Source organism: Neisseria sp. P0022.S009, from assembly GCF_051956675.1.
GTDB lineage: Bacteria > Pseudomonadota > Gammaproteobacteria > Burkholderiales > Neisseriaceae > Neisseria.
Genome location: NZ_JBQCXE010000002.1, coordinates 363,170 through 389,026 on the forward strand (window position 1 = coordinate 363,170; position 25,857 = coordinate 389,026).

Annotated in this window: 26 protein-coding genes and 1 tRNA gene; 17 read left to right on the forward strand and 10 right to left on the reverse strand. The window is 49.0% G+C overall.

Annotated features, from left to right (window positions below; genetic code table 11):
* Positions 1-100: 100 nt before the first annotated feature.
* Together ACTHUG_RS04835 and ACTHUG_RS04840 are read left to right on the forward strand one after the other, a co-directional pair.
* Entirely contained in the window at positions 101-1,492 is a 1,392-nt protein-coding gene (locus tag ACTHUG_RS04835; protein ID WP_440386180.1) for an exonuclease domain-containing protein, read from the forward strand.
* 197 nt (positions 1,493-1,689) lie between these two features.
* On the forward strand, positions 1,690-2,481 hold the full coding sequence (locus ACTHUG_RS04840; protein WP_440386179.1) for a Cof-type HAD-IIB family hydrolase: 792 nt from the start codon (positions 1,690-1,692) through the stop codon (positions 2,479-2,481).
* Positions 2,482-2,547: 66 nt separating this feature from the next.
* Here ACTHUG_RS04840 and ACTHUG_RS04845 read toward each other — a convergent pair whose 3' ends face one another.
* The 4 genes from ACTHUG_RS04845 to ACTHUG_RS04860 all read right to left on the reverse strand — a co-directional run bounded on the left by ACTHUG_RS04845 (position 2,548) and on the right by ACTHUG_RS04860 (position 5,646).
* Entirely contained in the window at positions 2,548-2,754 is a 207-nt protein-coding gene (locus ACTHUG_RS04845) for a DUF2788 domain-containing protein (protein ID WP_003747401.1), read from the reverse strand.
* 89 nt (positions 2,755-2,843) lie between these two features.
* Complete coding sequence (gene metZ / locus ACTHUG_RS04850) at positions 2,844-4,013, reverse strand: O-succinylhomoserine sulfhydrylase (RefSeq protein ID WP_440386178.1); 1,170 nt, start codon at positions 4,011-4,013, stop codon at positions 2,844-2,846.
* A gap of 144 nt (positions 4,014-4,157) precedes the next feature.
* Complete coding sequence (locus ACTHUG_RS04855; RefSeq protein ID WP_440386177.1) at positions 4,158-4,718, reverse strand: DUF3465 domain-containing protein; 561 nt, start codon at positions 4,716-4,718, stop codon at positions 4,158-4,160.
* A 121-nt stretch (positions 4,719-4,839) separates the two neighbouring features.
* A complete protein-coding gene (locus ACTHUG_RS04860) occupies positions 4,840-5,646 on the reverse strand; it encodes a hypothetical protein (protein WP_440386176.1) in 807 nt (268 codons plus the stop codon).
* Between the two features lie 165 nt (positions 5,647-5,811).
* On the opposite strand from ACTHUG_RS04860, the gene ACTHUG_RS04865 reads away from it, so the two are divergent.
* The 3 genes from ACTHUG_RS04865 (at position 5,812) to ACTHUG_RS04875 (ending at position 7,312) form a co-directional block, all read left to right on the forward strand.
* A complete protein-coding gene (locus ACTHUG_RS04865; protein WP_070588139.1) occupies positions 5,812-6,063 on the forward strand; it encodes an NGO1151 family protein in 252 nt (83 codons plus the stop codon).
* A 76-nt stretch (positions 6,064-6,139) separates the two neighbouring features.
* A complete protein-coding gene (locus ACTHUG_RS04870) occupies positions 6,140-6,943 on the forward strand; it encodes a basic amino acid ABC transporter substrate-binding protein (protein WP_049347925.1) in 804 nt (267 codons plus the stop codon).
* A gap of 129 nt (positions 6,944-7,072) precedes the next feature.
* Entirely contained in the window at positions 7,073-7,312 is a 240-nt protein-coding gene (locus tag ACTHUG_RS04875) for a putative hemolysin (RefSeq protein WP_440386175.1), read from the forward strand.
* A 65-nt stretch (positions 7,313-7,377) separates the two neighbouring features.
* Here ACTHUG_RS04875 and serS read toward each other — a convergent pair whose 3' ends face one another.
* Both serS and ACTHUG_RS04885 read right to left on the reverse strand, forming a co-directional pair.
* Positions 7,378-8,673, reverse strand: coding sequence for a serine--tRNA ligase (serS, locus tag ACTHUG_RS04880; protein WP_107857501.1), 1,296 nt, complete (start codon positions 8,671-8,673; stop codon positions 7,378-7,380).
* A gap of 124 nt (positions 8,674-8,797) precedes the next feature.
* Positions 8,798-8,873, reverse strand: a tRNA-Glu gene (locus tag ACTHUG_RS04885).
* Positions 8,874-9,006: 133 nt separating this feature from the next.
* Here ACTHUG_RS04885 and ACTHUG_RS04890 point away from each other — a divergent pair.
* The 4 genes from ACTHUG_RS04890 to dcd all read left to right on the forward strand — a co-directional run bounded on the left by ACTHUG_RS04890 (position 9,007) and on the right by dcd (position 11,914).
* Positions 9,007-9,906, forward strand: coding sequence for a recombination-associated protein RdgC (locus ACTHUG_RS04890; protein ID WP_440386174.1), 900 nt, complete (start codon positions 9,007-9,009; stop codon positions 9,904-9,906).
* A 77-nt stretch (positions 9,907-9,983) separates the two neighbouring features.
* A complete protein-coding gene (locus ACTHUG_RS04895; protein WP_440386173.1) occupies positions 9,984-10,766 on the forward strand; it encodes an ADP-ribosylglycohydrolase family protein in 783 nt (260 codons plus the stop codon).
* Positions 10,767-10,790: 24 nt separating this feature from the next.
* Positions 10,791-11,222, forward strand: a complete 432-nt coding sequence (locus tag ACTHUG_RS04900) for an MORN repeat family protein (RefSeq protein ID WP_036491305.1) — start codon at positions 10,791-10,793, stop codon at positions 11,220-11,222.
* Between the two features lie 125 nt (positions 11,223-11,347).
* Positions 11,348-11,914, forward strand: coding sequence for a dCTP deaminase (gene dcd, locus ACTHUG_RS04905; RefSeq protein ID WP_003680541.1), 567 nt, complete (start codon positions 11,348-11,350; stop codon positions 11,912-11,914).
* Between the two features lie 58 nt (positions 11,915-11,972).
* Here dcd and ppsR read toward each other — a convergent pair whose 3' ends face one another.
* A complete protein-coding gene (ppsR, locus tag ACTHUG_RS04910; protein ID WP_049323052.1) occupies positions 11,973-12,794 on the reverse strand; it encodes a posphoenolpyruvate synthetase regulatory kinase/phosphorylase PpsR in 822 nt (273 codons plus the stop codon).
* A gap of 416 nt (positions 12,795-13,210) precedes the next feature.
* Here ppsR and ppsA point away from each other — a divergent pair, with 416 nt between their 5' ends.
* The 5 genes from ppsA (at position 13,211) to ACTHUG_RS04935 (ending at position 18,693) form a co-directional block, all read left to right on the forward strand.
* A complete protein-coding gene (gene ppsA, locus ACTHUG_RS04915; protein ID WP_049347931.1) occupies positions 13,211-15,595 on the forward strand; it encodes a phosphoenolpyruvate synthase in 2,385 nt (794 codons plus the stop codon).
* A 270-nt stretch (positions 15,596-15,865) separates the two neighbouring features.
* The gene (locus ACTHUG_RS04920) at positions 15,866-16,570 is read left to right on the forward strand and encodes a peptidoglycan DD-metalloendopeptidase family protein (RefSeq protein ID WP_004520516.1); all 705 of its coding nucleotides are present in this window, start codon (positions 15,866-15,868) and stop codon (positions 16,568-16,570) included.
* 170 nt (positions 16,571-16,740) lie between these two features.
* The gene (locus ACTHUG_RS04925; protein ID WP_036491298.1) at positions 16,741-17,235 is read left to right on the forward strand and encodes a hypothetical protein; all 495 of its coding nucleotides are present in this window, start codon (positions 16,741-16,743) and stop codon (positions 17,233-17,235) included.
* 192 nt (positions 17,236-17,427) lie between these two features.
* Positions 17,428-18,387 (forward strand): DnaJ C-terminal domain-containing protein, encoded by a 960-nt coding sequence (locus tag ACTHUG_RS04930; RefSeq protein WP_036491296.1) that lies wholly within the window; start codon positions 17,428-17,430, stop codon positions 18,385-18,387.
* 15 nt (positions 18,388-18,402) lie between these two features.
* Positions 18,403-18,693: a chaperone modulator CbpM gene (locus tag ACTHUG_RS04935; protein WP_003747441.1), complete on the forward strand. Its 291-nt coding sequence runs from the start codon at positions 18,403-18,405 to the stop codon at positions 18,691-18,693.
* A gap of 117 nt (positions 18,694-18,810) precedes the next feature.
* On the opposite strand, the gene ACTHUG_RS04940 is transcribed toward ACTHUG_RS04935, so the two are convergent.
* Both ACTHUG_RS04940 and ACTHUG_RS04945 read right to left on the reverse strand, forming a co-directional pair.
* Complete coding sequence (locus ACTHUG_RS04940) at positions 18,811-19,005, reverse strand: YbdD/YjiX family protein (protein ID WP_003747442.1); 195 nt, start codon at positions 19,003-19,005, stop codon at positions 18,811-18,813.
* Entirely contained in the window at positions 18,995-21,076 is a 2,082-nt protein-coding gene (locus ACTHUG_RS04945; protein WP_440386172.1) for a carbon starvation CstA family protein, read from the reverse strand. Before ACTHUG_RS04945 ends, ACTHUG_RS04940 begins: the two co-directional genes overlap by 11 nt.
* A gap of 330 nt (positions 21,077-21,406) precedes the next feature.
* Between ACTHUG_RS04945 and ACTHUG_RS04950 the strand changes: the two genes are divergently transcribed.
* Positions 21,407-22,150 carry a pseudouridine synthase gene (locus ACTHUG_RS04950; RefSeq protein ID WP_036493902.1) on the forward strand — a complete coding sequence of 248 codons (744 nt, stop codon included), beginning with the start codon at positions 21,407-21,409 and terminating at the stop codon, positions 22,148-22,150.
* Positions 22,151-22,208: 58 nt separating this feature from the next.
* Here the strand turns inward: ACTHUG_RS04950 and alr are convergent, their stop codons facing one another.
* A complete protein-coding gene (gene alr, locus ACTHUG_RS04955) occupies positions 22,209-23,267 on the reverse strand; it encodes an alanine racemase (RefSeq protein WP_314058648.1) in 1,059 nt (352 codons plus the stop codon).
* Between the two features lie 206 nt (positions 23,268-23,473).
* On the opposite strand from alr, the gene ACTHUG_RS04960 reads away from it, so the two are divergent.
* Complete coding sequence (locus tag ACTHUG_RS04960) at positions 23,474-23,935, forward strand: Lrp/AsnC ligand binding domain-containing protein (protein WP_083296572.1); 462 nt, start codon at positions 23,474-23,476, stop codon at positions 23,933-23,935.
* Between the two features lie 574 nt (positions 23,936-24,509).
* Positions 24,510-25,847: a GTPase/DUF3482 domain-containing protein gene (locus ACTHUG_RS04965; RefSeq protein WP_440386171.1), complete on the forward strand. Its 1,338-nt coding sequence runs from the start codon at positions 24,510-24,512 to the stop codon at positions 25,845-25,847.
* Positions 25,848-25,857 lie beyond the last annotated feature (10 nt).

Consider the following 25,857-nt stretch of genomic DNA (forward strand, 5'->3'; position numbering starts at 1 on the left):
AATTATAGAGAGTGGACTGTTTCCTGTCAAGCGTTTTATTTGGAAAACTTGCAGACAGCGTGTAAAATGCGCATTTGCTATTGAATTTACAGAGAATAAAATGTCAGATTTCGCACGCTGGCCGCTCTTATCCGAAGCATTTTCCCGTTTGGGACGGCCTGTGGTCGTGGTGGATTTGGAGACGACCGGTGGAAATTTCTATCAAGACAGGATAACGGAAGTCGCCCTTGTTCGTTTTGAGCAAGGACGCGCCACACATTACGAGCAATTGGTCAATCCTTGCCGCAGCATTCCCGAATTTGTTGCCAGGCTGACCGGAATTCATGATGAAACGGTGAAAAACGCGCCTGTCTTTGCCGATATTGCAGCCGATTTGTTGCCGCTGTTGCAAGGTGCTGTGGTTGTTGCGCACAACAGCCGCTTTGACTACACCTTCCTGCGCCACGAGTTTGCCCGTATCCATACTGACTTTGCCGCACCCTCGCTCTGTACGGTTCAACTGTCGCGCCGCCTCTATCCTGAGTTTTACAAACACAGCCTCGACAGCATTATCGAACGCACCGGCATTCAGACGGCCAACCGCCACCGCGCCATGACTGATGTTGCCGCATTGTGTGATTATCTCGAATTAAGTCTGGCAGAAAAAAATCACCAACAATGGGACGAACACGTCCGTGTGTTGATGAATCCGAAAATGTTGCCCACTTGGCTGCCTGATTCGCTTGCCCAACAGCTCTATGCCCTGCCCGACAGTTACGGCGTATTGGTTTGGTTTGACCATTTCGGCAAAGCCCAAGCCATTGAAGCACACGAACGCGCATACAGCGAAACCGCTACCCTGCTGCACAGCAAAAAACTGCCGCCGCACATCAAAGCCGCGGCCTCCATCCGTTTTATTCCGGCACTCGGTCAGCTCCATACATTATGGCTCAAAGCCCAGACCATGCAGGAATACCAACTGATGCCGTCTGAAAAGTCCACATCGTTTTCCACCGTCCGCTTTATCGCTGACGAACACGGCAGCCTTAAAGCACGCATTGTCTTGTTAAACAACGGCACCAGAAACTGGCGTCCATACGGTTTGTTTGCCCACAAAAAAGCAGCCAAACGCGCTTTGGCGCAATGGTCGCAAGAACACAGGCTCTGCCCGGATTCGCTCAATATTTTGCCGACCGGCTACGTAAAGGGCGAACCCTGCCCTGTTGAGGCCGTCGGAAAATGCAACGGCGACTGCCGCCAACCCGACGGCATCAAACATCAAAACCAACGTATTACCGAGCTTGCCGCCCTACTCCCCGTAACCGATTGGGGCAAAGCGCATGAAATTGAAATTACCGAAACCGATCCCCTGACCGGAAACAGCATTACCCTGCTCTGCGCCGGCGGCGCGTTGGCTTTGCCTGACGGCAACTGGTATTTCGACAGCAGCCTGCCTATCGTGATTAAAAACAAATTCAGGCAAGACAAAGAAAATATCCGTCTGATTACTTAAAACAAGGCCGTCTGAAAACCAAATTTTCAGACGGCCTATTGTGAATAACTTTCCGCTTTATTCTCAACACAAAAACTGCCTAAATTTTAATCAGAACTTATTTTTGTAATAACAATCAAATACTAAACCAATTTATACACAAGCTGTTCACACAATTTTCAATGAAAGCTGTGTATACCCGGCCCGACGAGTGAACCATGAACAATCCTGAAATCATCTTCTTTGACATCGACGACACCCTCTACCGCAAATACACGGATACCTTACGTCCTTCGGTTGCCCAAGCCATGCGCGCATTGAAAGCCAAAAGCATTCTGACTGCCATTGCCACCGGCCGGCCGGAAGCCGCCATTCCCGCCAAAGTCAAAGCATTGATTCAAGAATGCGGCATCGACATGCTCGTTACCATCAACGGCCAATATATTTCCTTTCGCGGCGAGCCCCTGCAAAGCTACCCCTTGGATATTGCCGACATCGAAACCGCCATCAACCTGCTTGAGCAACACAAAATAGACTACGCATTCGTCAACAACCAAGAAATTGCCGTCTCCTCCAACTCTCCGCGCGTTGTCGAAGGTTTATCGCATATCCTGCCCAACTTTTTAACCGACAAAGAATATTTCCGCAAACAACCCGTCTATCAAATGTTGGTCTTTGTGGATAAGGAAGAAGAAAAAATCCTGCAACCACTAACCCAGCAACACGGCTTCAAATCCGTCCGCTGGCACAAACATGCCATGGACCTACTCAAACAAGAAGGTTCAAAAGCACGGGGCATCACCCACGCAGTGGAAAAACTGGGGATTGATATGAGCAAAGTGATGGCATTCGGCGACAGCTTCAACGACTTGGAAATGCTGTCAACCGTCGGCTTCGGCGTTGCCATGGGCAATGGCGAAGAAGCGGCCAAAGCCGCCGCACAATTCGTCTGCCCAAGTGTCGATGAAGACGGCGTATTGCGCGGCTTGCAAGAATTGGGCGTAATTTAATTATCAAATCAAAAGGCCGTCTGAAAAAATGTTCAGACGGCCTTGTTCTATCTATAAACTTCCTGCTTATTTCGGCAATACCAAAAAGCTAATCAGCAATTCTTTGAATACAAATCCAAACACGCCCAAGCCCAAAACCAAGAAGAGCATGGCAATGCCGAATTTGCCGGCCTTGGATTCTTTACCCAAGTTCCAAACGATAAAGCCCAAAAAGATAATCAGGCCGGTGAGGAGGATTTTCATTGCCCACGAGGCGAATTCTGCTTCAGACATTATTTTTTTCCTTTTATTCTTAAGATGTGTGTTTGATTGCTTTCAGACGGCCTATTAAATTTTAAGGCCGTCTGAAATTTGTTTTTAGATTATTTGTTCAATGCTTGTTGCAAATCATCAATCAAATCGTCGATGTATTCCAAACCGACAGAGAGGCGGATCAAGCCCGGACGGATATTGGCGGCGAGTTTTTCTTCAGGCTGCATCCGGCCGTGCGTGGTTGTCCACGGATGGGTGATGGTCGAGCGCACGTCGCCGAGGTTGGCAGTACGGGAGAAAAGCGCCACACCGTCCACGACTTTCCATGCGGCTTCTTGGTCGGCAACTTCAAAACCAATGACGATGCCGCCGCCGTTTTGTTGCTTGCGGATAAGCTCTGCCTGCGGATGGTTGGGCAAACCGGTGTAGTACACGGCTTGGACTTGCGGCTGTTGTTGCAGCCATTGGGCGATTTTCAGGGCGTTGTCGAATTGTTTTTCCATACGCAGCGACAGGGTTTCCACGCCGCTCAACAACTGCCATGCGTTAAACGGAGACATTGCCAAACCGCAAGAGTTGCAATATATGGCAACTTGCGTCATCAGCTCTTCCGAACCGGCCAATACGCCGCCCATCACGCGGCCGTGGCCGTCGATGGCTTTGGTTGCGGAAGAAACGGAAATATCCGCACCGTGTTTCAAAGGCTGCGAACCGGCGGGCGACAAGAGGCTGTTGTCCACCACCAAAAGCGCGCCGATGCTGTGCGCCAGTTCGGCCAGCGCTTCCAAATCGGCAACTTCGCCCAATGGGTTGGACGGAGTTTCCAAGAAAAACAGTTTGGTATTGGGCTTGATGGCCGCTTTCCATTCATCTACATCAACCGGCGACACATGGCTGACTTCAATGCCGAACTTAGTTACGATGTTATTAATAAAACCGACGGTCGTGCCGAACAGGCTGCGGCTGGAAACAACGTGGTCGCCTGCTTGCAGGAAGGTAAAAAACGCCGCCTGAATTGCAGACATACCGGTCGAAGTGGCTACCGCGCGCTCTGCGCCTTCCAATGCGGCAATGCGTTTTTCAAAAGCGGCAGTAGTCGGATTGGCTGTACGGGTATAGGTAAAGCCTTTAATTTTTTTGGAAAACAAATCTGCCGCATGTTGCGCGCTTTCCCACATGAAGCTGCTGGTCAAAAACAGCGCCTGATTGTGTTCGCGATATTCGGTCTGCTCTTTGCCGCCCCGGATGGCCAGCGTTTGCGGATGAAGTTTTTTGTTCATTTATTCTCCAATCTACTGTGTATTCCAATGGACGGAACAATATTTTTCCGTCTGTTTAACTTGTTAACATTTTGCGCCGATTTCTACCATCTTTCAAGCCGAAGGCCGTGTTTCAGGCCGTCTGAAAAAACAAGAAAACCGTTTTTACTGATAAAGGCGGCCGTCGTGTTTCAACCAGCCGTCAGTATGCCGGCCTGACGGGTCATGGTGCGTCCAATGGATAACTCCGCCCTGCTCCGACCATTCGTATTCTCCGTAAAACGCTACTTTATCGCCTTTTTTCAAACCCTTAATCTTATCGGCAAGGTCGATATTGTGTGCCACCAAAAGCGTCTGGCCGCTGGAGAGCTTCAAGATAAAGCGTTGGTGGCGCGTGCCTTTGTTGTCATCCGGCAGGGTTTTCCATACCGTGCCCTCTCCCTCAACCTGAATATCGCTTTGTTCGTTTTCAAACGCCTGTTTCAAAACCGCTTCTGCCGATTGTTTGCCCGAACCGGTTTGCTGTTGAGCCGTATCGGCATTTTCTCCGCCCACATTGTTTTGTTTTTGAACGGCTTCTATTTTCTGCTGATGCTGCGATTGTAGCGGCTGCTTGTTTTGCATTTTTTGATAGGCAAATACGGCAACCAGAGCAATCAGCAATACAATGATTTTGTTTTTATTCATAACAATCTCAAAAAAAATGCCCGATTCTGCATCGGGCATATCAACTATTTAGAAAGGATATTTATCACGAAAACGTGAGCCGCCATTATACACGCTTCGCAAAATTTTAAGGGAAATTTATGCCAAAGGCCGTCTGAAACTTTTCAGACGGCCCGGATACTCAGCGGCGGTATTTCATTTCAACCTTCATATCGTCCAGAATACGTTTGACATTGTGTTCCAATACATCTTCCACCAAACCCGGCGCCTGCTCGTTGAGCATTTGCTGCAACTGGTAAGTGAACAAGGCCATTTGTTTTTGCACGGCAATCCGAATCATGCCGTTGACCGCATCAGCCACATGGGGGCGCAAACGTTTAATCAGACGCTCGGTCAAATCTTTTTCGGAAACGCAGAACACTTCCCGACGGCCAATCGCCTGCGGGTTCAAAACATTGATATGGACATTGACGGCCGGTTCTTTTTCAGGTTCAAGGCCGTCTGAAGCCGCCCCTTCAGCCGCTTGCGCATCATCATTTTCCGATTTTTCAGTTTCTTCTGCTTCAGCCACATCAAAATCTACGGCACCTGATTTCGGATTCAGTCTGACGGTGCGCGTCGATTCGATATGACGGTCTGAAGCCGCAGCCTGCAATGCCGATTGCGCGCTCAACCAATTATCCTGCAAAACCACCATCGCATCGGTTTCCACTGCCTCGCCCTCGTCGGCAAGGGCAGTATTGTGTTCCAGCTGCCAGCGGTACAAATATTCTTCCAATACTTTTTCACGATTGTCCGCATCTAATTTATATTCTTTTTTAGGCGCGGTTTTGGGCGTAACATCGACAGCGTCGTCCGATTTTTTGACCAATGGCGCATGAGTCGGCGCAGTATTGAATTGTCGTGCCTGACGCAATCTTTCCAAGCGTTTTTCCCAATTCAGATCTTCTTCCTCGAGGGCTGTGGGGTCAAGACGGTTGTTTTCCATAATAATCTCGTTTTTTCATTTTTATTGTGAACCGCATTCAAACAAAAAACGCTTGAACTGCGGCCGATGGTTGGACATATCCGGCAAGCCGGCGCAAGCGTCACATTTTAATATTAATTCACTATATAATCACTATTTTATTTAATAAACCCTCAAGGATACATCATGAGCAGCATCGAACAACGCCTCGAATACTTGGAAGAAGCCAACGACGTTTTGCGTATGCAAAACCACGTCCTCGCCACCGCCCTCAAAGGCCTTATCCGTTCTCTGCCCTCCGACATGGCCAACGATGCCGTAGAATCCATCCAGCTTGCCTTTGAAGACGCGTTGGCGGAATTGAGCTACGAAGACAGCCCGCACACCGACCTCTTCCATGACGTAACCTACGCATTTTTCCGAGAAAAAGACCACTGATTTCGGCTAGTTTGTTCACAAAATTATGCTAAACTAAGATTTTATCCGTTAACATTTTATTAAGAAAGCACATATCATGAATATGAAAAAATGGCTGGCCACTGCCCTCGCTTGTTCCGCCCTTGCCCTGACTGCCTGCGGCGGTCAAAGCAACAATGCCTCTGCTCCTGCCGATAAAGTGTACCGTGTCGGCTCTAACGCCGAGTTTGCCCCATTCGAATCTTTGGATTCTGCCGGCAAAGTGGAAGGTTTTGACGTAGATTTGATGAATGCCATGGCCAAAGCCGGCAACTTCAAAGTCGAATTCAAACACCAGCCATGGGAAAGCCTCTTCCCTTCTCTGAACAACGGCGACGTGGACATCGTTATGTCCGGCGTAACCATCACTGACGACCGCAAACAAAGCATGCTCTTCAGCGACCCATACTTTGAAATCACCCAAGTTGTCCTCGTTCCGAAAGGCAAAAAAGTAGCTTCTTCCGAAGACCTGAAAAACATGGCCAAAGTCGGCGTGGTAACCGGCTACACCGGCGACTTCTCCGTTTCCAAACTCTTGGGCAACGACAATCCGAAAATCGCCCGCTTTGAAAGCGTTCCTCTGATTATCAAAGAATTGGAAAACGGCGGTTTGGATTCCGTAGTCAGCGACAGCGCGGTTATTGCCAACTATGTGAAAAACAACCCGACCAAAGGCTTGGATTTCATCTCCCTGCCTGACTTCACCATCGAAAACTACGGTATCGCTGCACGCAAAGGCGACGAAGCAACCATCAAAATGTTGAACGATGCGCTGAAAAAAGTACGCGAAAGTGGCGAATACGACAAAATTTACGCCAAATACTTTGCTAAAGAAGGCGAAAAAACCGAAGCAGCCAAATAATCCGGTATGACTTCTTAAACTCAAGGCCGTCTGAAAACTTTTCAGACGGCCTTTAATCTGGTTAACGCCATTAAACGCAAGCATCCCTTATAATCCGCTGGTTTTTATCCTTCAAATGAAAGACACGCCATGATCAAACCCCTTATCCTCAGCCTCGCTGCCGCCACTGCTTTGGCCGCCTGCTCCGCTTCTGAAAAACAAGAACCCTTCAACGTCAACGTAGCCAATCCGGCTTCTGAATTCTGCGTCAAACAAGGCGGTAAATCCGAAATCAAAAAAGACAAAGACGGCAACGAATACGGCGTGTGCCACTTGCCTGACGGTAAAATCGTTGAAGAATGGGAATATTTCCGTCAACACAACAAATAATTGCCCAATCATATAAAAGGCCGTCTGAACCCAAGTTTCAGACGGCCTTTTCATTTAAACAGCGATTATTTTACTTCCAGTTTGGTCACGCCGCCCATATACGGTTGCAACGCAGCAGGAACATTAATGCTGCCGTCGGCATTTTGATGGTTTTCCAAAACAGCCACCAAAGTACGGCCGACTGCCAAGCCAGAGCCGTTCAAAGTATGTACCAAACGGTTTTTACCGTTTTCATCTTTGAAACGCGCTTTCATGCGGCGAGCTTGGAAATCTTCGCAGTTGGAGCAGCTGGAAATTTCGCGGTAGGTGTTTTGCGCAGGAACCCAGACTTCCAAGTCGTAGGTTTTGGTTGCACCGAAACCCATGTCGCCGGTACACAAAGTAATCACACGGTATGGCAGTTCCAACGCTTTCAAAATATTTTCAGCATGGCCGACCATTTCTTCCAACGCTTCGTATGATTTTTCCGGATGAACGATTTGCACCATTTCCACTTTATCGAATTGGTGTTGGCGAATCAAACCGCGCACGTCTTTACCGTATGCGCCCGCTTCGGAACGGAAACATGGGGAGTGCGCAGTCAATTTCAACGGCAAATCGCTGCCTGCCACAATGCTGTCGGCAACGGTATTGGTCAGCGTCACCTCGGCGGTCGGAATCAGATATTGCGTTTTTTTGCTCTCGTCGCCGCCACGAGTAACGTGGAACAAATCTTCTGCAAATTTAGGCAGTTGACCCGTACCTTGCAGGGTCAGATCGTCCACAATATAAGGCGTATAATGTTCGGTATAGCCGTGTTTCAGCGTGTGCGTGTCCAGCATGAATTGCGCCAGTGCGCGGTGCAGACGGGCGATTTGACCTTTCATCACGGTAAAGCGCGCGCCTGACAGTTTTGCACCGCCTTCGAAATCCAAACCCAAAGGTTCGCCTAAATCAACATGGTCTTTGATTTCAAAGTCAAATTCGCGCGGCGTGCCGACTTTGCGGACTTCAACGTTTTCAGTTTCATCTTTACCGACAGGCACGCTTTCGTGCGGCAGGTTCGGAATGCTCAGCAGCCAAGCATCCAATTCCTTCTGAACGGCATCCAAATCAGCGGCAGCCTGCTCCAAATCCGCCTTGATTTGGGCAACCTGATCCATCGCAGCTTGAGCCTCTTCGTGTTTGCCTTGGCCTTTCAACGCACCGATCTGTTTGGAAATACTGTTGCGTGAAGCCTGCAACTCTTCTGTTTTCACTTGAACGGCTTTGCGTTGCTCTTCCAAAGCATTAAAACGCGCGGTATCAAACTCATAACCGCGGGCGGCCAAACGTTCGGCAACTGCGGCGGTATTGCTGCGGAGCAATTGGATGTCTAACATTGTTTTCTCTCGTTAAGATTCAGAATGGCATTATTGTAAACCAATTTAAAGATATTTTCACAGCGACAGGCCGTCTGAAAACAAAAAACGCCCCTGCAAAAGCAGGAGCGTTTTTTAAGAATTTTGGCACGCCCACGGGGATTCGAACCCCGGTTGCCGCCGTGAAAGGGCAGTGTCCTAGGCCTCTAGACGATGGGCGCGTAACCGAAGCGCGAACTATACAGAAAGCCTTTTCTTCTGTCAACGCCTTTACTGCATTTTTAAAGATGTTGCCGATTTCCGTATGTTATTTTCCCTGTATAATGCCGGTTTTAATAAAAAGGAAAACTCGCCATGTGGTTTAAGCAAATCAGTTTTTATCCGCTCAACAAAGACAAATTGCCCGAACTAGAAGTCCTTGCCGACAAATTGGCGCAATCCGAATTCGCCCATTGTCAGGGTTTGGACTGGTTTAGCGAAGGCTTTGCCACGCCGGTTTCCTTTTCGCCCGAGCTGGTTTTCCCTGCCGATTACACTTGGCGCGTTGCTCTGAAAAAAGAAGAAAAAGTCCTGCCTGCCGGCGTGATCCGCGATATTTTGGATGATAAGGTTTTGGAAATCCAAAACAACGAAGCGCGCAATGTCGGCCGTAAGGAAAAACAAGAGCTGAAAGAACAGATTACTGACGACTTGCTGCCCCGTGCCTTTACGCGCAGCAGCCGCACACAGGCGATTTTCGACACACGCCACGGGTATCTTTTGGTCAACAATGCCGCCTCTGCCAAAGCAGAAAATATCCTGACCAAACTGCGCGAAGCGTTGGGCGGTTTGGAAGCCGCCCTGCCCAACACCAAACAATCGCCCTCCTCCCTAATGACCAGTTGGCTGCTGCAAGGCCACTGTGAGGGCGGTTTTGAATTGGACAGCGATTGCGAACTTAAAGGCGTAGGCGATGTTGTTCCGGTCGTCAAAGTTTCCAAACAAGACCTGACCGCCGATGAAGTGGTACAACACGTCAAAAATGGCAAAACCGTTACCCAACTCGGCTTGGTATGGCGCGAACAAATCACGTTCATCCTCACCCAAGACTTTACGCTCAAACGCATCCAGTATCTGGACGTTTTGCAAGAAGAAGCGGAAAGCAACGGCGACGATGCAGCCAGCCTCGCCTTTGCCTCACAAATCCTGATGACCGAAGCCATAAGCACCATGTTGGAAGAACTGGTTTCTTATTTGGGCGGCTGGCAAGAATAATTTTTCAGACGGCCTTTTGATTGGGAAATATCAAAGGCCGTCTGAAACATAAATGAAGTATCAGAAAGGATGTCATGATGTTGGGCGCAGTCATTGGCGATATTGCCGGATCACGATTTGAGTTTGACAACTACCGTCACACCGATTTTGACATTTTCAGTCCCGACAGCGACTTTACCGATGACACGATTTGCACTGTTGCCATCGCCGATTGGGTTTTACAAGGCTGCAACGATGATTTAGCCTTAATCTTACAAAGCTGGTGCAGGGCATATCCCTATCCAAAAGGCGCATATGTCGGCCGCTTCTCACAATGGATAGAATGGAAAGATCCAGAACCTTATAATAGCTGGGGCAACGGCTCGGCCATGCGTGTTTCTGCCGTTGGCTGGGCATTTGCCACATTGGAAGAAACCCTGCATTTTGCTGAACAATCCGCCGCCGTAACGCATAACCACCCGGAAGGCATTAAAGGTGCACAAGCTGTAGCTGCCGCCATCTTTTGGGCGCGTACCGGTATGGGCAAAGCGCAACTCAAAGAAAACATTACGCGACAATTCGGCTATGATTTGAGCCAAAGTTGCGACCAAATCCGCCCACATTATCATTTTAACGAAAGCTGTCAGGACACCGTACCTCAAGCAGTTACCGCCTTTCTTGAAAGCGATGATTTTGAACACGCCATCCGACTGGCGGTTTCCCTAGGCGGAGACAGCGATACCTTGGCGGCCATTACCGGTAGCATTGCCGAAGCCTACTACGGTATCCCTGCATCCATGCGCGAACACGCTTTAGCCATATTGCCACGCCGCATTGCTGAAACCCTGCTGACTTTTGAATCCCAATATCAGGCCGTCTGAAACCGCCTGCAAAAAGGAACAATCATGATGAAATACCTCGCCCTACTTCCCGTCGCCTTCATGCTGGGTACGCCTGCCATTGCCGAAACCATCAATCCTTATCAGGAAAAAGGTTGCGTTTACGATGGCGATGTCGGCAAAGACGGCAAACCATCCGGTAAAGGCACATGGAAATGCCAGGACGGCCGCAGCTATGTCGGCGCCTTTAAAAACGGCAAATTTGACGGAAAAGGCGTATATACCGTTTCCGGCAACAGCGAAACCTTTATCGAACCTTTCTCCTCCAACAGCGCCAAATTACGCAATATGACGCTGGAGGGCGTGTTCAAAAAAGGCAGGGCGCACGGAAACTTTACCGCTTCCCAAAACGGCACACCCGTCTTCATCATGAAATGCGAAGACGGTATGATTAAAGAAGTCAAACTGGCTAAGAAATCTGCTTCCAAAACCAAATAAACAGCCTTTCAGACGGCCTTATCCAGCTTTTAGGCCGTCTGAAACATCAATTGACAAGCCTGTCTAAAGGCTGTTGTGTTGATTTCAAAAAATTTCCAAACAACCCTTACCCCAGGACAACCACCATGAGCATTAAATCCGACAAATGGATACGCCGCATGGCCGAAGAACACGGCATGATTGAGCCGTTCGAGCCCAACCAAATCAAAGAGGCCAACGGCCAGCGCATCATTTCCTACGGCACGTCCAGCTACGGTTACGACATCCGTTGCGCCAATGAATTCAAAATCTTCACCAATATCAACAGCACCATCGTCGACCCGAAAAATTTCGACCCGAAAAACTTCGTAACCGTCGAAGACGACTGCTGCATCATCCCGCCCAACTCCTTTGCCCTGGCGCGCACAGTCGAATATTTCCGCATCCCGCGCAACGTCCTGACCGTCTGCTTGGGCAAGTCCACCTACGCACGCTGCGGCATCATCGTCAACGTTACCCCTTTCGAGCCGGAATGGGAAGGCTACGTTACGCTTGAGTTTTCCAACACCACGCCGCTACCGGCAAAAATCTACGCAGGCGAAGGCGTGGCTCAAGTCTTGTTCTTTGAAAGCGATGAAGTCTGCGAAACTTCATACAAAGACCGCAACGGTAAATACATGGGGCAAACCGGTGTTACCCTGCCCAAAACCTAATATCAAAGAGCAAACAAAAGGCCGTCTGAAACTTTCAGACGGCCTTTTATCATTTCAGTTAAAAACGGCGTTTCAGCTTGCAAGCCTGCAAGATATGCACGGCAAGTTCTTCCACAGATTTGTCCGTAGTATTGGTAAACGGAATACCGTGGCGTTTAAACATATTTTGCGCATCGGCAATCTCACTGCGGCAAGTATCGATTTTGGCATAAGTCGAATTAGGGCGGCGTTCCTGACGGATTGCCTGCAAGCGTTCAGGCTGAATGGTCAAACCGAACAGCTTGTCTTTATAAGGCTTGACCATACGCGGCAAATCGGTCGATTCCAAATCATCGGGAATCAGCGGATAGTTGGCGGCACGGATACCGTATTGCAAGGCCAGATAGAGACAAGTCGGCGTTTTGCCGGAACGGGAAACCCCCATCAAAATCACATCGGCTTCTTTCAAATTCTTATCACTGACACCGTCATCATGATTCAGTGAAAAATTGACCGCCTCCATACGCGCATCATAGCGTTGGGTATTGCCGATACTGTGGTGCCCCTGCTGGGCGGCAACCGCCTCCGTATTGAGTTCCTTTTCCAAAAGGCCGAGAAAGGTTTCAAAGAAATTAATATGGAACGCATTGGCTTTCTTGATGATTTCACGGATTTCGTCATTGACCACACTGACAAAAGCAATCGGGCGCACGCCGAATTTTTCGGCAGACTGGTTGACTTTGTCTACAACAGCACGCGCTTTTTCAGGCGTATCGATAAACGGATAGGTATGGCGTTTGAACTCAACATTGCCAAATTGGTTCAGCAAGGCTTCACCGATATTTTCGGCGGTCAGGCCGGTTCGGTCGGAAATATAGAAGACTTGGCGTGGATCAGTCATAATGAATCCTCTTGAAGGTAACGTTTCAGACGGCAATCATAGCAGTTACAGCCTTTGCAATAAAGCGACTCCCAGCAGATTACACAGGATTACAACAAATTTGAACAATTTTTAAATTAGCATAATATTTTATTTTTTAATTTTTTGTAGAATTTTATTCTAAAATTGCAAAATAAATCTTGTTTATCAAATTTATTAACTTATTTTGTTTTCCATATTTAACAATAGGATAACTCACAAAAACATGAATCTGATATTCACATTTCAGAAGACTACACGCTTGAAAAGCACAGTATCACAGACGAATTTGTGATTTTAAAAAAGATAAAACACATGACAGCCATCAAACGAATGGCTACAATAAGCAGGCGGATTTGTTTCTTTTTTAACATTTTTGGATTGGATTGGACACACAAATGGCCGAAAACTACGTTATTTGGTTTGAAAACCTGCGTATGACTGACGTTGAGCGAGTGGGCGGTAAAAATGCCTCTTTGGGCGAAATGATCAGCCAACTGACTGAAAAAGGCGTACGCGTTCCCGGTGGTTTTGCGACCACTGCCGAAGCCTATCGCGCTTTCCTGGCTCACAATGGTCTGAGCGAGCGTATTTCCGAAGCCCTGAAACAACTGGATGTTGAAGACGTTGCCGAGTTGGCGCGCGTGGGTAAAGAAATCCGTCAATGGATTTTGGATACTCCGTTCCCTGAGCAGCTGGATGCTGAAATCGAAACAGCTTGGAACAAAATGGTTGCCGATGCCGGCGGTGCGGACATTTCCGTTGCCGTACGTTCTTCCGCAACAGCAGAAGACCTGCCGGACGCTTCTTTCGCCGGCCAACAAGAAACCTTCCTGAACATCAACGGCTTGGAAAACGTTAAAGAAGCCATGCGCCATGTATTCGCTTCCCTGTACAACGACCGTGCCATTTCTTACCGTGTCCACAAAGGCTTCGAACACGACATCGTTGCCCTTTCCGCAGGCGTACAACGCATGGTGCGCTCCGACAGCGGCGCGTCCGGTGTGATGTTCACCATCGATACCGAGTCCGGTTACGACCAAGTCGTTTTCGTTACCTCTTCTTACGGCCTGGGCGAAAACGTCGTACAAGGCGCGGTCAACCCTGACGAATTCTATGTATTCAAACCTACTTTGAAAGCAGGCAAACCGGCTATCCTGCGCAAAACCATGGGTTCGAAACAAATCAAAATGATCTTTACCGACAAAGCCGAAGCCGGTAAATCTGTCACCAACATCGATGTACCTGAAGAAGACCGTCAACGCTTCTCCATTACCGACGCCGAAGTTACCGAGCTGGCCCATTACGCGCTGACTATCGAAAAACACTACGGCCGCCCAATGGACATCGAATGGGGCCGCGACGGTTTGGACGGCAAACTCTACATCCTGCAAGCCCGTCCTGAGACTGTAAAATCCCAAGAGGACAGCAGCCGCAATCTGCGCCGCTTCTCCATCAACGGCGAAAAAGTTGTCTTGTGCGAAGGCCGTGCCATCGGTCAAAAAGTCGGCCAAGGCAAAGTACGCCTGGTGAAAGATGCTTCCGAGATGGATTCCGTTGAAGCAGGCGACGTACTCGTTACCGACATGACCGACCCGGATTGGGAACCCGTAATGAAACGTGCTTCCGCCATCGTGACCAACCGCGGCGGCCGTACCTGCCACGCAGCGATTATCGCGCGTGAATTGGGCATTCCTGCCGTAGTCGGCTGCGGCGACGCAACCGATCTGCTTTCAGACGGCCAAGAAGTTACCGTATCTTGTGCCGAAGGTGATACCGGCTTCATCTACTCCGGCCTGCTGGACGTACAAATTACCGATGTTGCTTTGGACAACATGCCTAAAGCGCCTGTAAAAGTAATGATGAACGTTGGTAACCCTGAATTGGCATTCAGCTTCGCCAACCTGCCTAGCGAAGGCATCGGCTTGGCACGTATGGAATTCATCATCAACCGTCAAATCGGTATCCATCCTAAAGCCTTGTTGGAATTTGACAAACAAGACGACGAATTGAAAGCGGAAATTACCCGCCGCATCGCCGGCTATGCTTCCCCTGTCGACTTCTATGTCGATAAAATCGCGGAAGGCGTGGCAACTTTGGCTGCTTCGGTTTACCCACGCAAAACCATCGTCCGTATGTCTGACTTCAAATCCAACGAGTACGCCAACTTGGTGGGCGGCAGCATTTACGAACCGCACGAAGAAAACCCAATGTTGGGCTTCCGCGGCGCGGCGCGTTATGTCGCTGACAGCTTCAAAGACTGCTTCGCACTCGAGTGCAAAGCCTTGAAACGCGTCCGTGACGAAATGGGTTTGACCAACGTCGAAATCATGATTCCATTCGTCCGCACTTTGGGTGAAGCCGAAGCTGTTGTCAAAGCCCTGAAAGAAAACGGTTTGGAACGCGGCAAAAACGGCCTGCGCCTGATCATGATGTGCGAGTTGCCAAGCAACGCTGTATTGGCAGAACAATTCCTGCAATACTTCGACGGCTTCTCCATCGGCTCTAACGACATGACCCAGCTGACCCTCGGCCTCGACCGTGACAGCGGCTTGGTATCTGACTCCTTCGATGAACGCAATCCTGCCGTTAAAGTGATGTTGCACTTGGCAATCTCTGCCTGCCGCAAACAAAACAAATACGTCGGTATTTGCGGTCAAGGCCCGTCAGACCATCCGGACTTTGCCAAATGGCTGGTTCAAGAAGGTATCGAAAGCGTATCGCTCAACCCTGATACCGTGATTGAAACTTGGCTGTATCTGGCTAACGAATTGAACAAATAAGTTCGATGAGACAAAAATCCCCTGCCCGTTTATCTCGGCAGGGGATTTTTATTGCCTTATTCAATACCGTCTGAAAGAACTTTCACGTTCTTTTACCTTTTCAAAAAAGTCCCCTTGCATCAAAAAGATATAGAAATATTCAGCCATATCTACAAATTCTCAATGGTACTATATTGCCTTTCCGCATTTTATCCCATGCCTTTTGAGTGAACCTTTTTTCACTCTTCCTATCTATCATACACAGCATAACGATACCTTTAGAAACAACCCATGAATACAAATTTTATTTCCACCTTTCAGACGGCCTTGAAACGTCTGGCACTCATCAGCACCATTGCCGTCTTAGCAGCCTGCGCCGGCAACAACACTTCTTCCAACCGCGCCGTACCCGACGGCTACTACAAAGTCCGTCCCGGCGATACCCTGACCCAAATCGCCAAACGCTACGGACAAAACGTCAATACACTGGTTGCATGGAACAACCTTCCCAACGCCTCACAAATCGAAGTCGGCCAAGTATTGCGCGTCCGCCGTCATGTTGCCTCCCGCAATACTGCTACGCAGCAACGCCAAGCAACCGCCGTTACCCCGATTAATCGGTTAAGCTTGCAATGGCCGACCGATAATGCCTCATCCTCCATTATCCAACGCTACAACGGCACAACCAGCAAAGGCATAGATATTGCAGGCACACAAGGCCAACAAATCCGTTCTGCCGCAGCCGGTACCGTCATCTACGTTGGCGAAGAAGTCCGCGGCTACGGCAAGCTGATTTTGATCAGCCACAACGACTACACCATTACCGCCTATGCCCACAACGACACGCTTTTAGTACAAAAAGATCAAAAAGTCCAAGCCGGCCAAGTTATCGCCACCATGGGCAGCAGCGATACAGACAGCGTCAAGCTACATTTTGAAGTTCGTCTAAACGGCAAAGCAGTCGATCCCCTGCCCTATTTGACCAGAACAAATTAATGTCCCAATCAAAAGGCCGTCTGAAAAACCGTATTTCAGACGGCCTTTTGATTATCTTGCTATAACAGCCATTTCAACAAAATCTTTTCCTATTTAACTTATGTTGATTGAGTGTAAACGCCGTTATACAATAACAACTCTTTTTAACATTCTATTTTAGGTGCTCTACTATGTCTCCTAACCGCATCCTTGCAACCGCATTCTTGTTTGCTTCTGCATTTGCCAGCGCAGATGTCCATATTGATGAAAGCATCCCTTACCGTCATGCAGAAGAAATCGATACCCGTATCGTTTCCGAGTGTTTACAAATTGGCAACGTCATGTCCAAATCTTTGCAAGAAACTGCAGCCAAAAGTGATGTAACTATTGTCCGTGACGGTAAAAAACAAGGCACATACGCAGATATCTCCATTACTTCCGCCATGAGCGCAGGCGTAGCCTTTGTCGGCCACGCCAAAAGTATTACAGCCGTTGCCACTTTGTATGTTGATGGCGAAGAAGTCAATAAAAAAACCTTTACCCGCAATTCTTCCGGCGGCATGCTCGGTGTTTATAAAAGCTCTTGCGCCGTCTTAAATCGCACTTCTAAAGTCTTGGGTTCAGATATTGCCCAATGGATTGTTAGCGAACAAAAAACGCTCAAGACAAATAAAACCCCAATTTGATAAAGGCCGTCTGAAAAATCGTATTTCAGACGGCCTTTATATTTTCTATTTCTCTAGAAACAAAGAAATAAATTATCCATTAATCATTGTCAGAGATAGAGAATTTTATTTCCAACGCCCTTGATTTTAGAATATCTACCCTCAATTATTAAAACTATAAGAATTTTGTATATGAGCAGTCAAAGGAATAACATGGCAGAAAAAAACTATTATGAAATACTAGGCGTTGCCAAAGATGCGGATGAGGCCGAAATCAAAAAAGCCTACCGAAAACTGGTGCGCAAATACCACCCCGATGTCAGCAAAGAACCTGACGCAGCCGAACGTACGGTAGAAATCAACCGTGCCTACGAAACGCTTTCCGACAAAGAAAAGCGGGCCGAATACGATGAAATGTTGGCTAATCCTTACGGACGCAGCGCTGGAGGCAATCCGTTCGGTCAAGGCGGCAATCCGTTTGGCAATGGATTTAACGGCGGCAGCTTCCGCTATGAACGTCATGAAGGCGAGCCGTTCGGAGCGGGAGATTTCAATTTTGAAGATCTTTTTTCATCATTCCGCCAATCCCACACTCGTTCCGAGCAACCCCGCGGCCCAATAAAAGGCGAGGATCAACATGCTGAATTGAGTATTGATATTTATGCAGCGTATGTTGGCGCAGAACGTAGCATGACTTTGAATGTGCCGACCCTAGACGAATACGGACGTGCGGTTTATCAAAATAAAACCCTCAACGTCAAAATCCCCAAAGGCATTGCAGAAGGCCAACAAATCCGTTTGGCCGGCCAAGGTTTGCCGGGATATAACGGCGGTGAAAACGGTGACTTGTACTTAAAAATCAAGTTCCACGACCAACCTGATTTATACGTCAAAAACAGGAAAGACGTATATCAAACAATAGATGTCAAACCTTGGGAAGCCGTATTGGGCGGCAAAATCATCGTCCCTACCGCTTCAGGCCGCTTGCAGGTCAATCTGCCTGCCAACAGCCAAAGCGGTAAAAGCATCCGCCTTAAAGGCAAAGGTATTCCTGCAAAAGAAGCCGGAGACCTTTATCTCAATATCCGCATTAATGTTCCGCCAGTAGAGAGCGAAGCCGACCGTGCCGCATGGGAAAAATTGGCCGAACACTTTGCCGCGAAACAAGCATAAGAGAAAGGATAAATTATGATTCAGTCCTCCGATGTTACCCTTACTTTTGAAGAAATCGTTGCCGCCAGCCGTTGCCGTCGCGATTGGCTGTTGGAACTTATAGCAGAAGACATCATCAGCATCGATGGTGCGCCCGAAAAAAGTACCTTTAGTGGTTTTCATCTTGCCCGCATCCGTCGCGCACAACGCTTAAGCCGTGATTTTGAAGCCGGCATTCCCGCATTGGGGCTGATTATGCGGCTGTTGGACGAGGTGGAAGAACTCAGAAAAATACAGCGTCCGCTGGTACTGCTCGAAGAAGAGTAAATATTGGCAAGTTGTTCGCTTAAATATTGATGACAAGACAAAGTTTTTGATGTTTATTGATATTCCATAATAAAAGGCCGTCTGAAAATATTTTCAGACGGCCTTTTTATACCTTCATTAACAACAGCGTCCGCCGTTGCCGCCGCAACGGCGTTTGCGGCAGTAGTCTTGGAATTGCAGCTCAGTCATGACCGGCGCGTTGGGATTATGTTTGCGCTGACGGGCAACGTAGTTTTCATAATCCGGGACACCGGCCATCAAGTTTGCTGTCAGCTTGATGGTTTTCCACCAAGATGCGAGCTTATGCTTCACTCTGAGCCTCCAGCTGTTTGCCGTCGCGGTACACTGCCGGAATTTCTTTAGCAGTTGGCCAGCCGACTTTGCGGGCTTTCATGGCGGTACGCAAACCGTACACGGCGACAATCACGACAACTGCTAAGAACAAAGCGGTCAGGCCGGCATTGATTTGGTCGTTGAAGATGATTTGTGACATTTCTCCAATGTCTTTAGCCGGGGCAAGGACTTCGCCTGAAGCCAAGGCATCGCGGTATTTGCCTGCATGCGCCAAGAAGCTGACGCGCGGGTCGCTGTGGAACAGTTTTTGCAAACCGGCATAGCAGGTTACAAACAATACGCCGACAGCAGGAACCAAGGTTACCCATACATAGCGGTCGCGTTTCATTTTCACCAATACAACGGTACACATAATCAACGCTACGCCTGCCAGCATTTGGTTGGCGATACCGAACAGAGGCCAGAGCGAGTTAATGCCGCCCAGAGGGTCGGTTACGCCGGTATAGAGGAAGTAACCCCACAATGCCACGGCAAAGAATGTGGCAACCAGGTTGGCTGGGATAGAGTCGGTGTTACCGAATGGTTTGTAGAAAATACTGCCCAAGTCTTGGATCATGAAACGGGCTACGCGCGTACCGGCGTCAACGGCGGTCAGGATGAACAAGGCTTCAAACAGCAAGGCAAAGTGATACCAGAACGCCATCATGGCTTCGCCCGGAATCAGACGGCTCATGATGTGCGCCATACCGACTGCGAGGGTTGGCGCGCCGCCTGCACGGGACAGAATGGTGTTTTCGCCCACTTCTTTAGCAGTATGCAACAAGGTTGCGGCATCAACAGAGAAATTCAGTTTAGTGGTGATGACTTCGGCAGCAGTGTTGGCATCAGTACCAATCAGCGCAGCCGGGCTGTTCATCGCAAAGTACACGCCTGGCTCAAGCGAAGCGGCGGCGGCCAGCGCCATAATGGCCACAAAGCTTTCCATAATCATGCCGCCGTAACCGATCATGCGGACGTGGGTTTCGTTTTCCACCATTTTTGGCGTAGTACCGGAAGAAATCAGAGCATGGAAGCCTGAAACCGCACCACAAGCAATGGTAATGAACAAGAATGGGAACAACGCACCGGAGAATACCGGGCCTGAACCATCGATAAAGTGGGTAACTGCAGGCATTTGCAGGGTTGGGTTAACAATAACGATACCCAAAGCCAAAGCGGCAATCGTACCGATTTTCAGGAAGGTAGACAGATAGTCGCGCGGAGTCAGCAAGAGCCAAACCGGCAATACGGAAGCCACGAAACCGTAAATCATAATCGCCCAAGTCAGCTGAATGCCGTCAAGGTCGAACCAGTGACCAAAGGAGCTGCGGGCAACATCTTCACCGTAAATCACGGCCAACATCAGCAAAATAAAGCCGACGATGGAAATCTCGCCGATTTTGCCCGGACGGATATAACGGGTGTAGATACCCATAAACAGAGCAATCGGCATAGTCGCTGCGATGGTGAACGTACCCCAAGGGCTGTGAACCAATGCTTTCACAACGATCAGCGCCAACACCGCCATAATGATGACCATAATCATCAAAATACCGATAGACGCAATCACGCCGGGGACAGTACCGAGTTCTTGTTTCACGATATCGCCCAAAGACTTACCGTCACGGCGCATGGAGACGAACAAGACCATCATATCCTGTACGGCACCGGCAAACACCACGCCGAAGATAATCCACAAAGTACCGGGCAGATAACCCATTTGCGCTGCCAATACAGGACCGACCAAAGGACCTGCGCCGGCAATCGCGGCAAAGTGGTGGCCGAACAGTACGCCTTTATGTGTGGGCACATAGTCCAAGCCGTCATTGTGGCGTTCTGCCGGAGTCAGACGGTTAGGATCAAGCTGCATCACACGGTTGGCAATGTAAAGACTGTAAAAACGGTAGGCAATGCAGTATACCGAAATGGCGGCCGTAACCATCCAAATCGCACTGACCTGCTCGCCGCGACTGAGGGCCAGAGTGGTAAAGGAGGCCAGGCCGACCAAAACCACAATGCCCCAAATCAAAAATGATTTGAGCGATTTCATTGATTTATCCTTAAAACGTGATACACGAAAGCTTGTTTTAGCGACAAACTGCCTTCATGCGCTTTAGAAAGACCAATCATTTTAGTCTTCATGATTTAAGAGTGAAATGTCATTTCAACCCGAATTCGACAAAAAACAAAATGATTAGTTCGCCCGTAAGGTTAACACAAACAGACAATATACCCTTCATTTTTTACTTCAAAACTAAATATTCCTTAACATATAGCAAACGCAAGGCCGTCTGAAAACCCAAAAATTCAGTTTTCAGACGGCCTGACAAACGGTCAATGCTATAATCCGACATTCCCATTTCTTCTATATTGCCATACCATGCAAAACAACGATTCCGAAACCATGCGCCTCTCCAAACGCATGGCGCAATTGGGCTTATGCTCGCGCCGCGAGGCAGACAGCTACATTGAGCAAGGCTGGGTCAAAGTCAACGGCCAAACCGCCGTACTCGGTCAAAAAGTCACCGAGCGCGACCGCATCGACCTCAACAAACAAGCCCACGAAAAACAAGCCGCGCGCGTAACCATCCTGCTGAACAAACCCGTCGGCTACGTCAGCGCGCAGGCAGAAAAAGGCTATAAATCCGCCGCCGAACTCATTACCGCCGACAACCATTGGGAAGGCGACGACAGCCGTATCCCTTTCAGTGAAAAACACAAATTCGGCTTAGCCCCGGCCGGCCGCCTGGACATCGACTCTGTCGGATTATTGGTGCTCACCCAGGACGGCCGCATTGCCAAACAACTGATTGGCGAAAACAGCAGCAGCGAAAAAGAATACCTCGTCCGCGTCCGCGGCAAACTAGACGACAAAGGCCTCGCCCTGCTCAACCACGGCTTGAGTTTGGACGGAGAAAAATTACGCCCCGCCAAAGTTGAATGGCAAAACGAAGACCAATTGCGCTTTATTTTGCGGCAAGGCAAAAAACGCCAAATCCGCCGCATGTGCGAGCTGGTCGGCCTGCGCGTTGTCGGTTTGAAACGCATCCGCATGGGCAAAGTCAAACTCGGCAGACTGCCGCCGGGCAAATGGCGTTATTTACGCGCTGACGAATCGTTTTAATTGCAGATAACAAAAAGGCCGTCGAAAACATATTTCAGACGGCCTGATCTTTGACTGCTTACTCGATATAAGTAAACTTCGCACGTTTAATATTACAGAGGATTTCGTACGGAATCATACCGGCAACTTCGGCAACTTCATTAATATTAATCACATCGCCCCAAAGCTCGACTTCCGCGCCCAAACCCTCTTTCGAAGCTTCCAGCTCAACCGTAATCATATCCATAGACACCCTGCCGATAATACGGCTGCGTTTGCCATCGATGGCAACCGGAGAATTAGTGGAAGCGCGACGCGGATAACCGTCGGCATAGCCGCAGGCAATCAAACCGACACGAGTGGATTTGCTGGTGTAGAACGTTGCACCGTAACCAATCGGAGAATGCGGCTGCAACACACGTTCGCCGAAAACGCGGGAAGTCAGGCGCATAACAGGTTTCAAACGCTCATCCACGCCACCGAAAGGCGAAATACCATACAAGGCCAGACCGGCACGACCCCAATCGCGGCGCGCTTCAGGCACGTTCAAAATCGCGGCGGAATTGGCCAGGCTCTCCTCGCCTTCCAAGCCTTCACACGCCAAATCAAATGCTTCAAGCTGCATTTCGGTCATGCCGTTTTCCGGTTCGTCCGCGCAGGCAAAATGGCTGAATTTCACAATGTTTTCAACCGATTCAGATTGTTTCAATGCCGTATAGGCGGCGGCATAGTTATGCGGAAAGAAACCGGCACGGTGCATACCAGAGTCCATTTTCAGCCATACGGTTGTCGGACGTTGCCACTCATGATGTGCAAACGCCTCCAACTGCCATTGACTGCCGATTGCCGGCCACAAATCATAACGGTCAACATCCGCATACTCTGCAGCCTCAAACACGCCTTCCAATAAAACAATCGGATTTTTAATGCCGTTTTGACGCAATTCCACGCCTTCATCTACCGTTGCCACCGCAAAGCCGTCGGCAATATCCGCCAACGCGTGTGCACATCTGACCGCACCATGCCCGTAAGCATCGGCCTTAATCACAGCCAACAATTTATTGCCGTGCAACTCTTTGAGAAAACGATAATTTTGACGTAAATTATCCAAACGGATTTGCGCATTGAGCGGACGCATAATGTATTCCTCTTATCGGCATCCGTTTCAGACGGCCTGCCCTATTACTTTGAAGCGAATATTATAGGTCAAAAACCATACAGGATTCCATGAAATACACAAGATTAATATCTTCCTTCCGCCTTACCTTTAAGGATTTATGCTTCTTCTGAGCCTGTTTTAAGGTTATGATGTCATCCAAATTGAAAACGACAAGCATCAAAGCCATGAAAGAACTCGACAAAACCGACTTAAAAATTCTCAAGCTCCTGCAACAAAACGCACGCATCCCCATGACCGAATTGGCTGAAAAAGTCGGCCTCTCCACTACGCCGGTAACCGAACGCGTCCGCCGCTTGGAACGCGACAACCTCATCACCGGCTATCACGCCCATCTGAATCCTCATGCCTTGGGTCAAAGCCTCTTGGTCTTTGTCGAACTGAAACTGCGTTCAAAATCCGGCAATATTTTTGAAGACTTCAAACGCGAAGTGCTGAAGATTCCGCAAATTTTGGAATGCCACTTGGTCTCCGGCGAATACGACTACCTCATCAAAGTCCGCCTACCCGATATGTCCGCCTATCGCGATATGCTCGGCAATATCCTGCTGCAACTGCCGGCAGCAGCCGAAAGCCGCAGCTATGTTGTCATGGAAGAAGTCAAAGAAGAAGTAGTATTAGACATCTAATTCCATTCAACCAACAAAGGCCGTCTGAAAGATTACAACATTCAGACGGCCTTTATTTTAAACAGGCAAAAAAAATGCACACATCCGATAGAATGTGTGCCAAGTCTACAAAGGAGAAATAGAGGAGAAACTATTAACTGACTACTCGAACCAGCTAACGAAACGAATTATGCAACAAGAGATTCAACCTTGCAAGTATTTTTCTTGTAAAATTTCTTAATTATCCAATTTACAGAACTTAAATGTAATCATGTTTCAAAGCAGATAAAAAAATGCGCATACCGTTTCGATATGCGCCAAGTCTACAAAGGAGAAATAGAGGAGAAAAATCAAGCTGCATCAAGCAACTCAACGGCGCGAATTATCCTAGCCTTCTACCCGACTGTCAACTGTTTTCCTACCTATTTTCAAGCATTTTGCCAAAAAACAACAAATCCGCTATTCCCCTCTTTTTCTGGCTATTTTCGCCCATATATAAAAGAAATTTAGAGCCGTCTGAAACACATATTGCCACTGCAGGCAAACAGCCCCATACTCACACATTCATAGCCCATATCCGTCCCAACCCACAACCATGACCACCCCACTTTCCCTTGCCGTCGTCGGCCATACCAACACAGGCAAAACCTCACTCTTACGCACGCTTTTGCGCGACAGCACCTTCGGCGAAGTAAAAAATGCGCCCTCGACCACGCGCCATGTCGAAGAAGCCCTCATCAACGACGGCGACGACAGCTTGGTTTACCTCTACGACACACCCGGCCTCGAAGATGCCGGCGGCGTGTTGGACTGGCTGGAAACCCACACATCCGCACGCGATGACGGCATCGAGCGCATTCAGCAATTCCTCAACAACCATGAAGCGCATCACGAATTCAACCAAGAAGCCAAAGTGCTGCGCCAAGTCATGCAAAGCGACATGGCCATGTATGTCATCGATGCGCGGGAGCCCGTCCTTAACAAATACAAAGACGAGCTGACCATTTTGTCTTGGTGCGCCAAGCCCATCATGCCTGTGTTCAACTTCACTCAAAATCAAGACCTGACCGCTTGGACCAATATGCTCGCCCGCCGCGCCCTGCATGTTTACGCCGGTTTCGATACCGTTGCGTTTGACTTTGAAGGCGAAATCCGATTATGGGACAACCTTGCCACCATGTTACCTAAGCGCGACATCCTCGACCGCCTCATCAATATGCGCCGTCGCGAGTGGCAACGGCTGGATACGGAAGCGCGCCGTGAAATTGCCGATTTTCTGCTGGATGCCGCCGCATTTACCCAAGAAATTGCCGAAAACGACGACCCTGCCCCGACTTTGGAAGTCATGCAATCGGAAATCCGCCAACTTGAGCGGCAAATGCAACAACGCCTGTTCACACTTTACCGCTTCTATCACGACGAAGTCGGCAGCGACAGCACATGGATGCCCAAAGCCTTCAAACAAGATCCGTTTGACAGCGAATTGCTCAAACATTACGGCATCCGTACCGGTACCGGCGCAACCGCAGGCGCACTCATCGGCCTAGGCTTGGACATTGCCACGCTTGGCGGTTCGCTTGGTTTGGGTACCGCCATCGGCGGACTGTTGGGCGGCATTTTGCCCAACGCCCAAGACATCACCGACAAAATCAACGGCCGACAAACCCTGCATACCGATCCGGAAACCCTTACCCTGCTCGCTGCGCGTGCGCTGGGTTTGTTGCACGTCTTGCAAACGCGCGGCCATGCCGCCCAATCTCATATCGAGCTAAACGAACGCAAAGCGCCATGGAATGCGGCCAAACTGCCAAGCGAACTCAACAAAGCACGCAGCAACCGCAAATGGTCTTCGCTCAACACACACCAGCCCGAACTCAGCCGTAACGAACGCGCAGCCTATGTCGGTTCTTTAAGCGAGAAATTAAAAGTTTAAAATCGCTGTT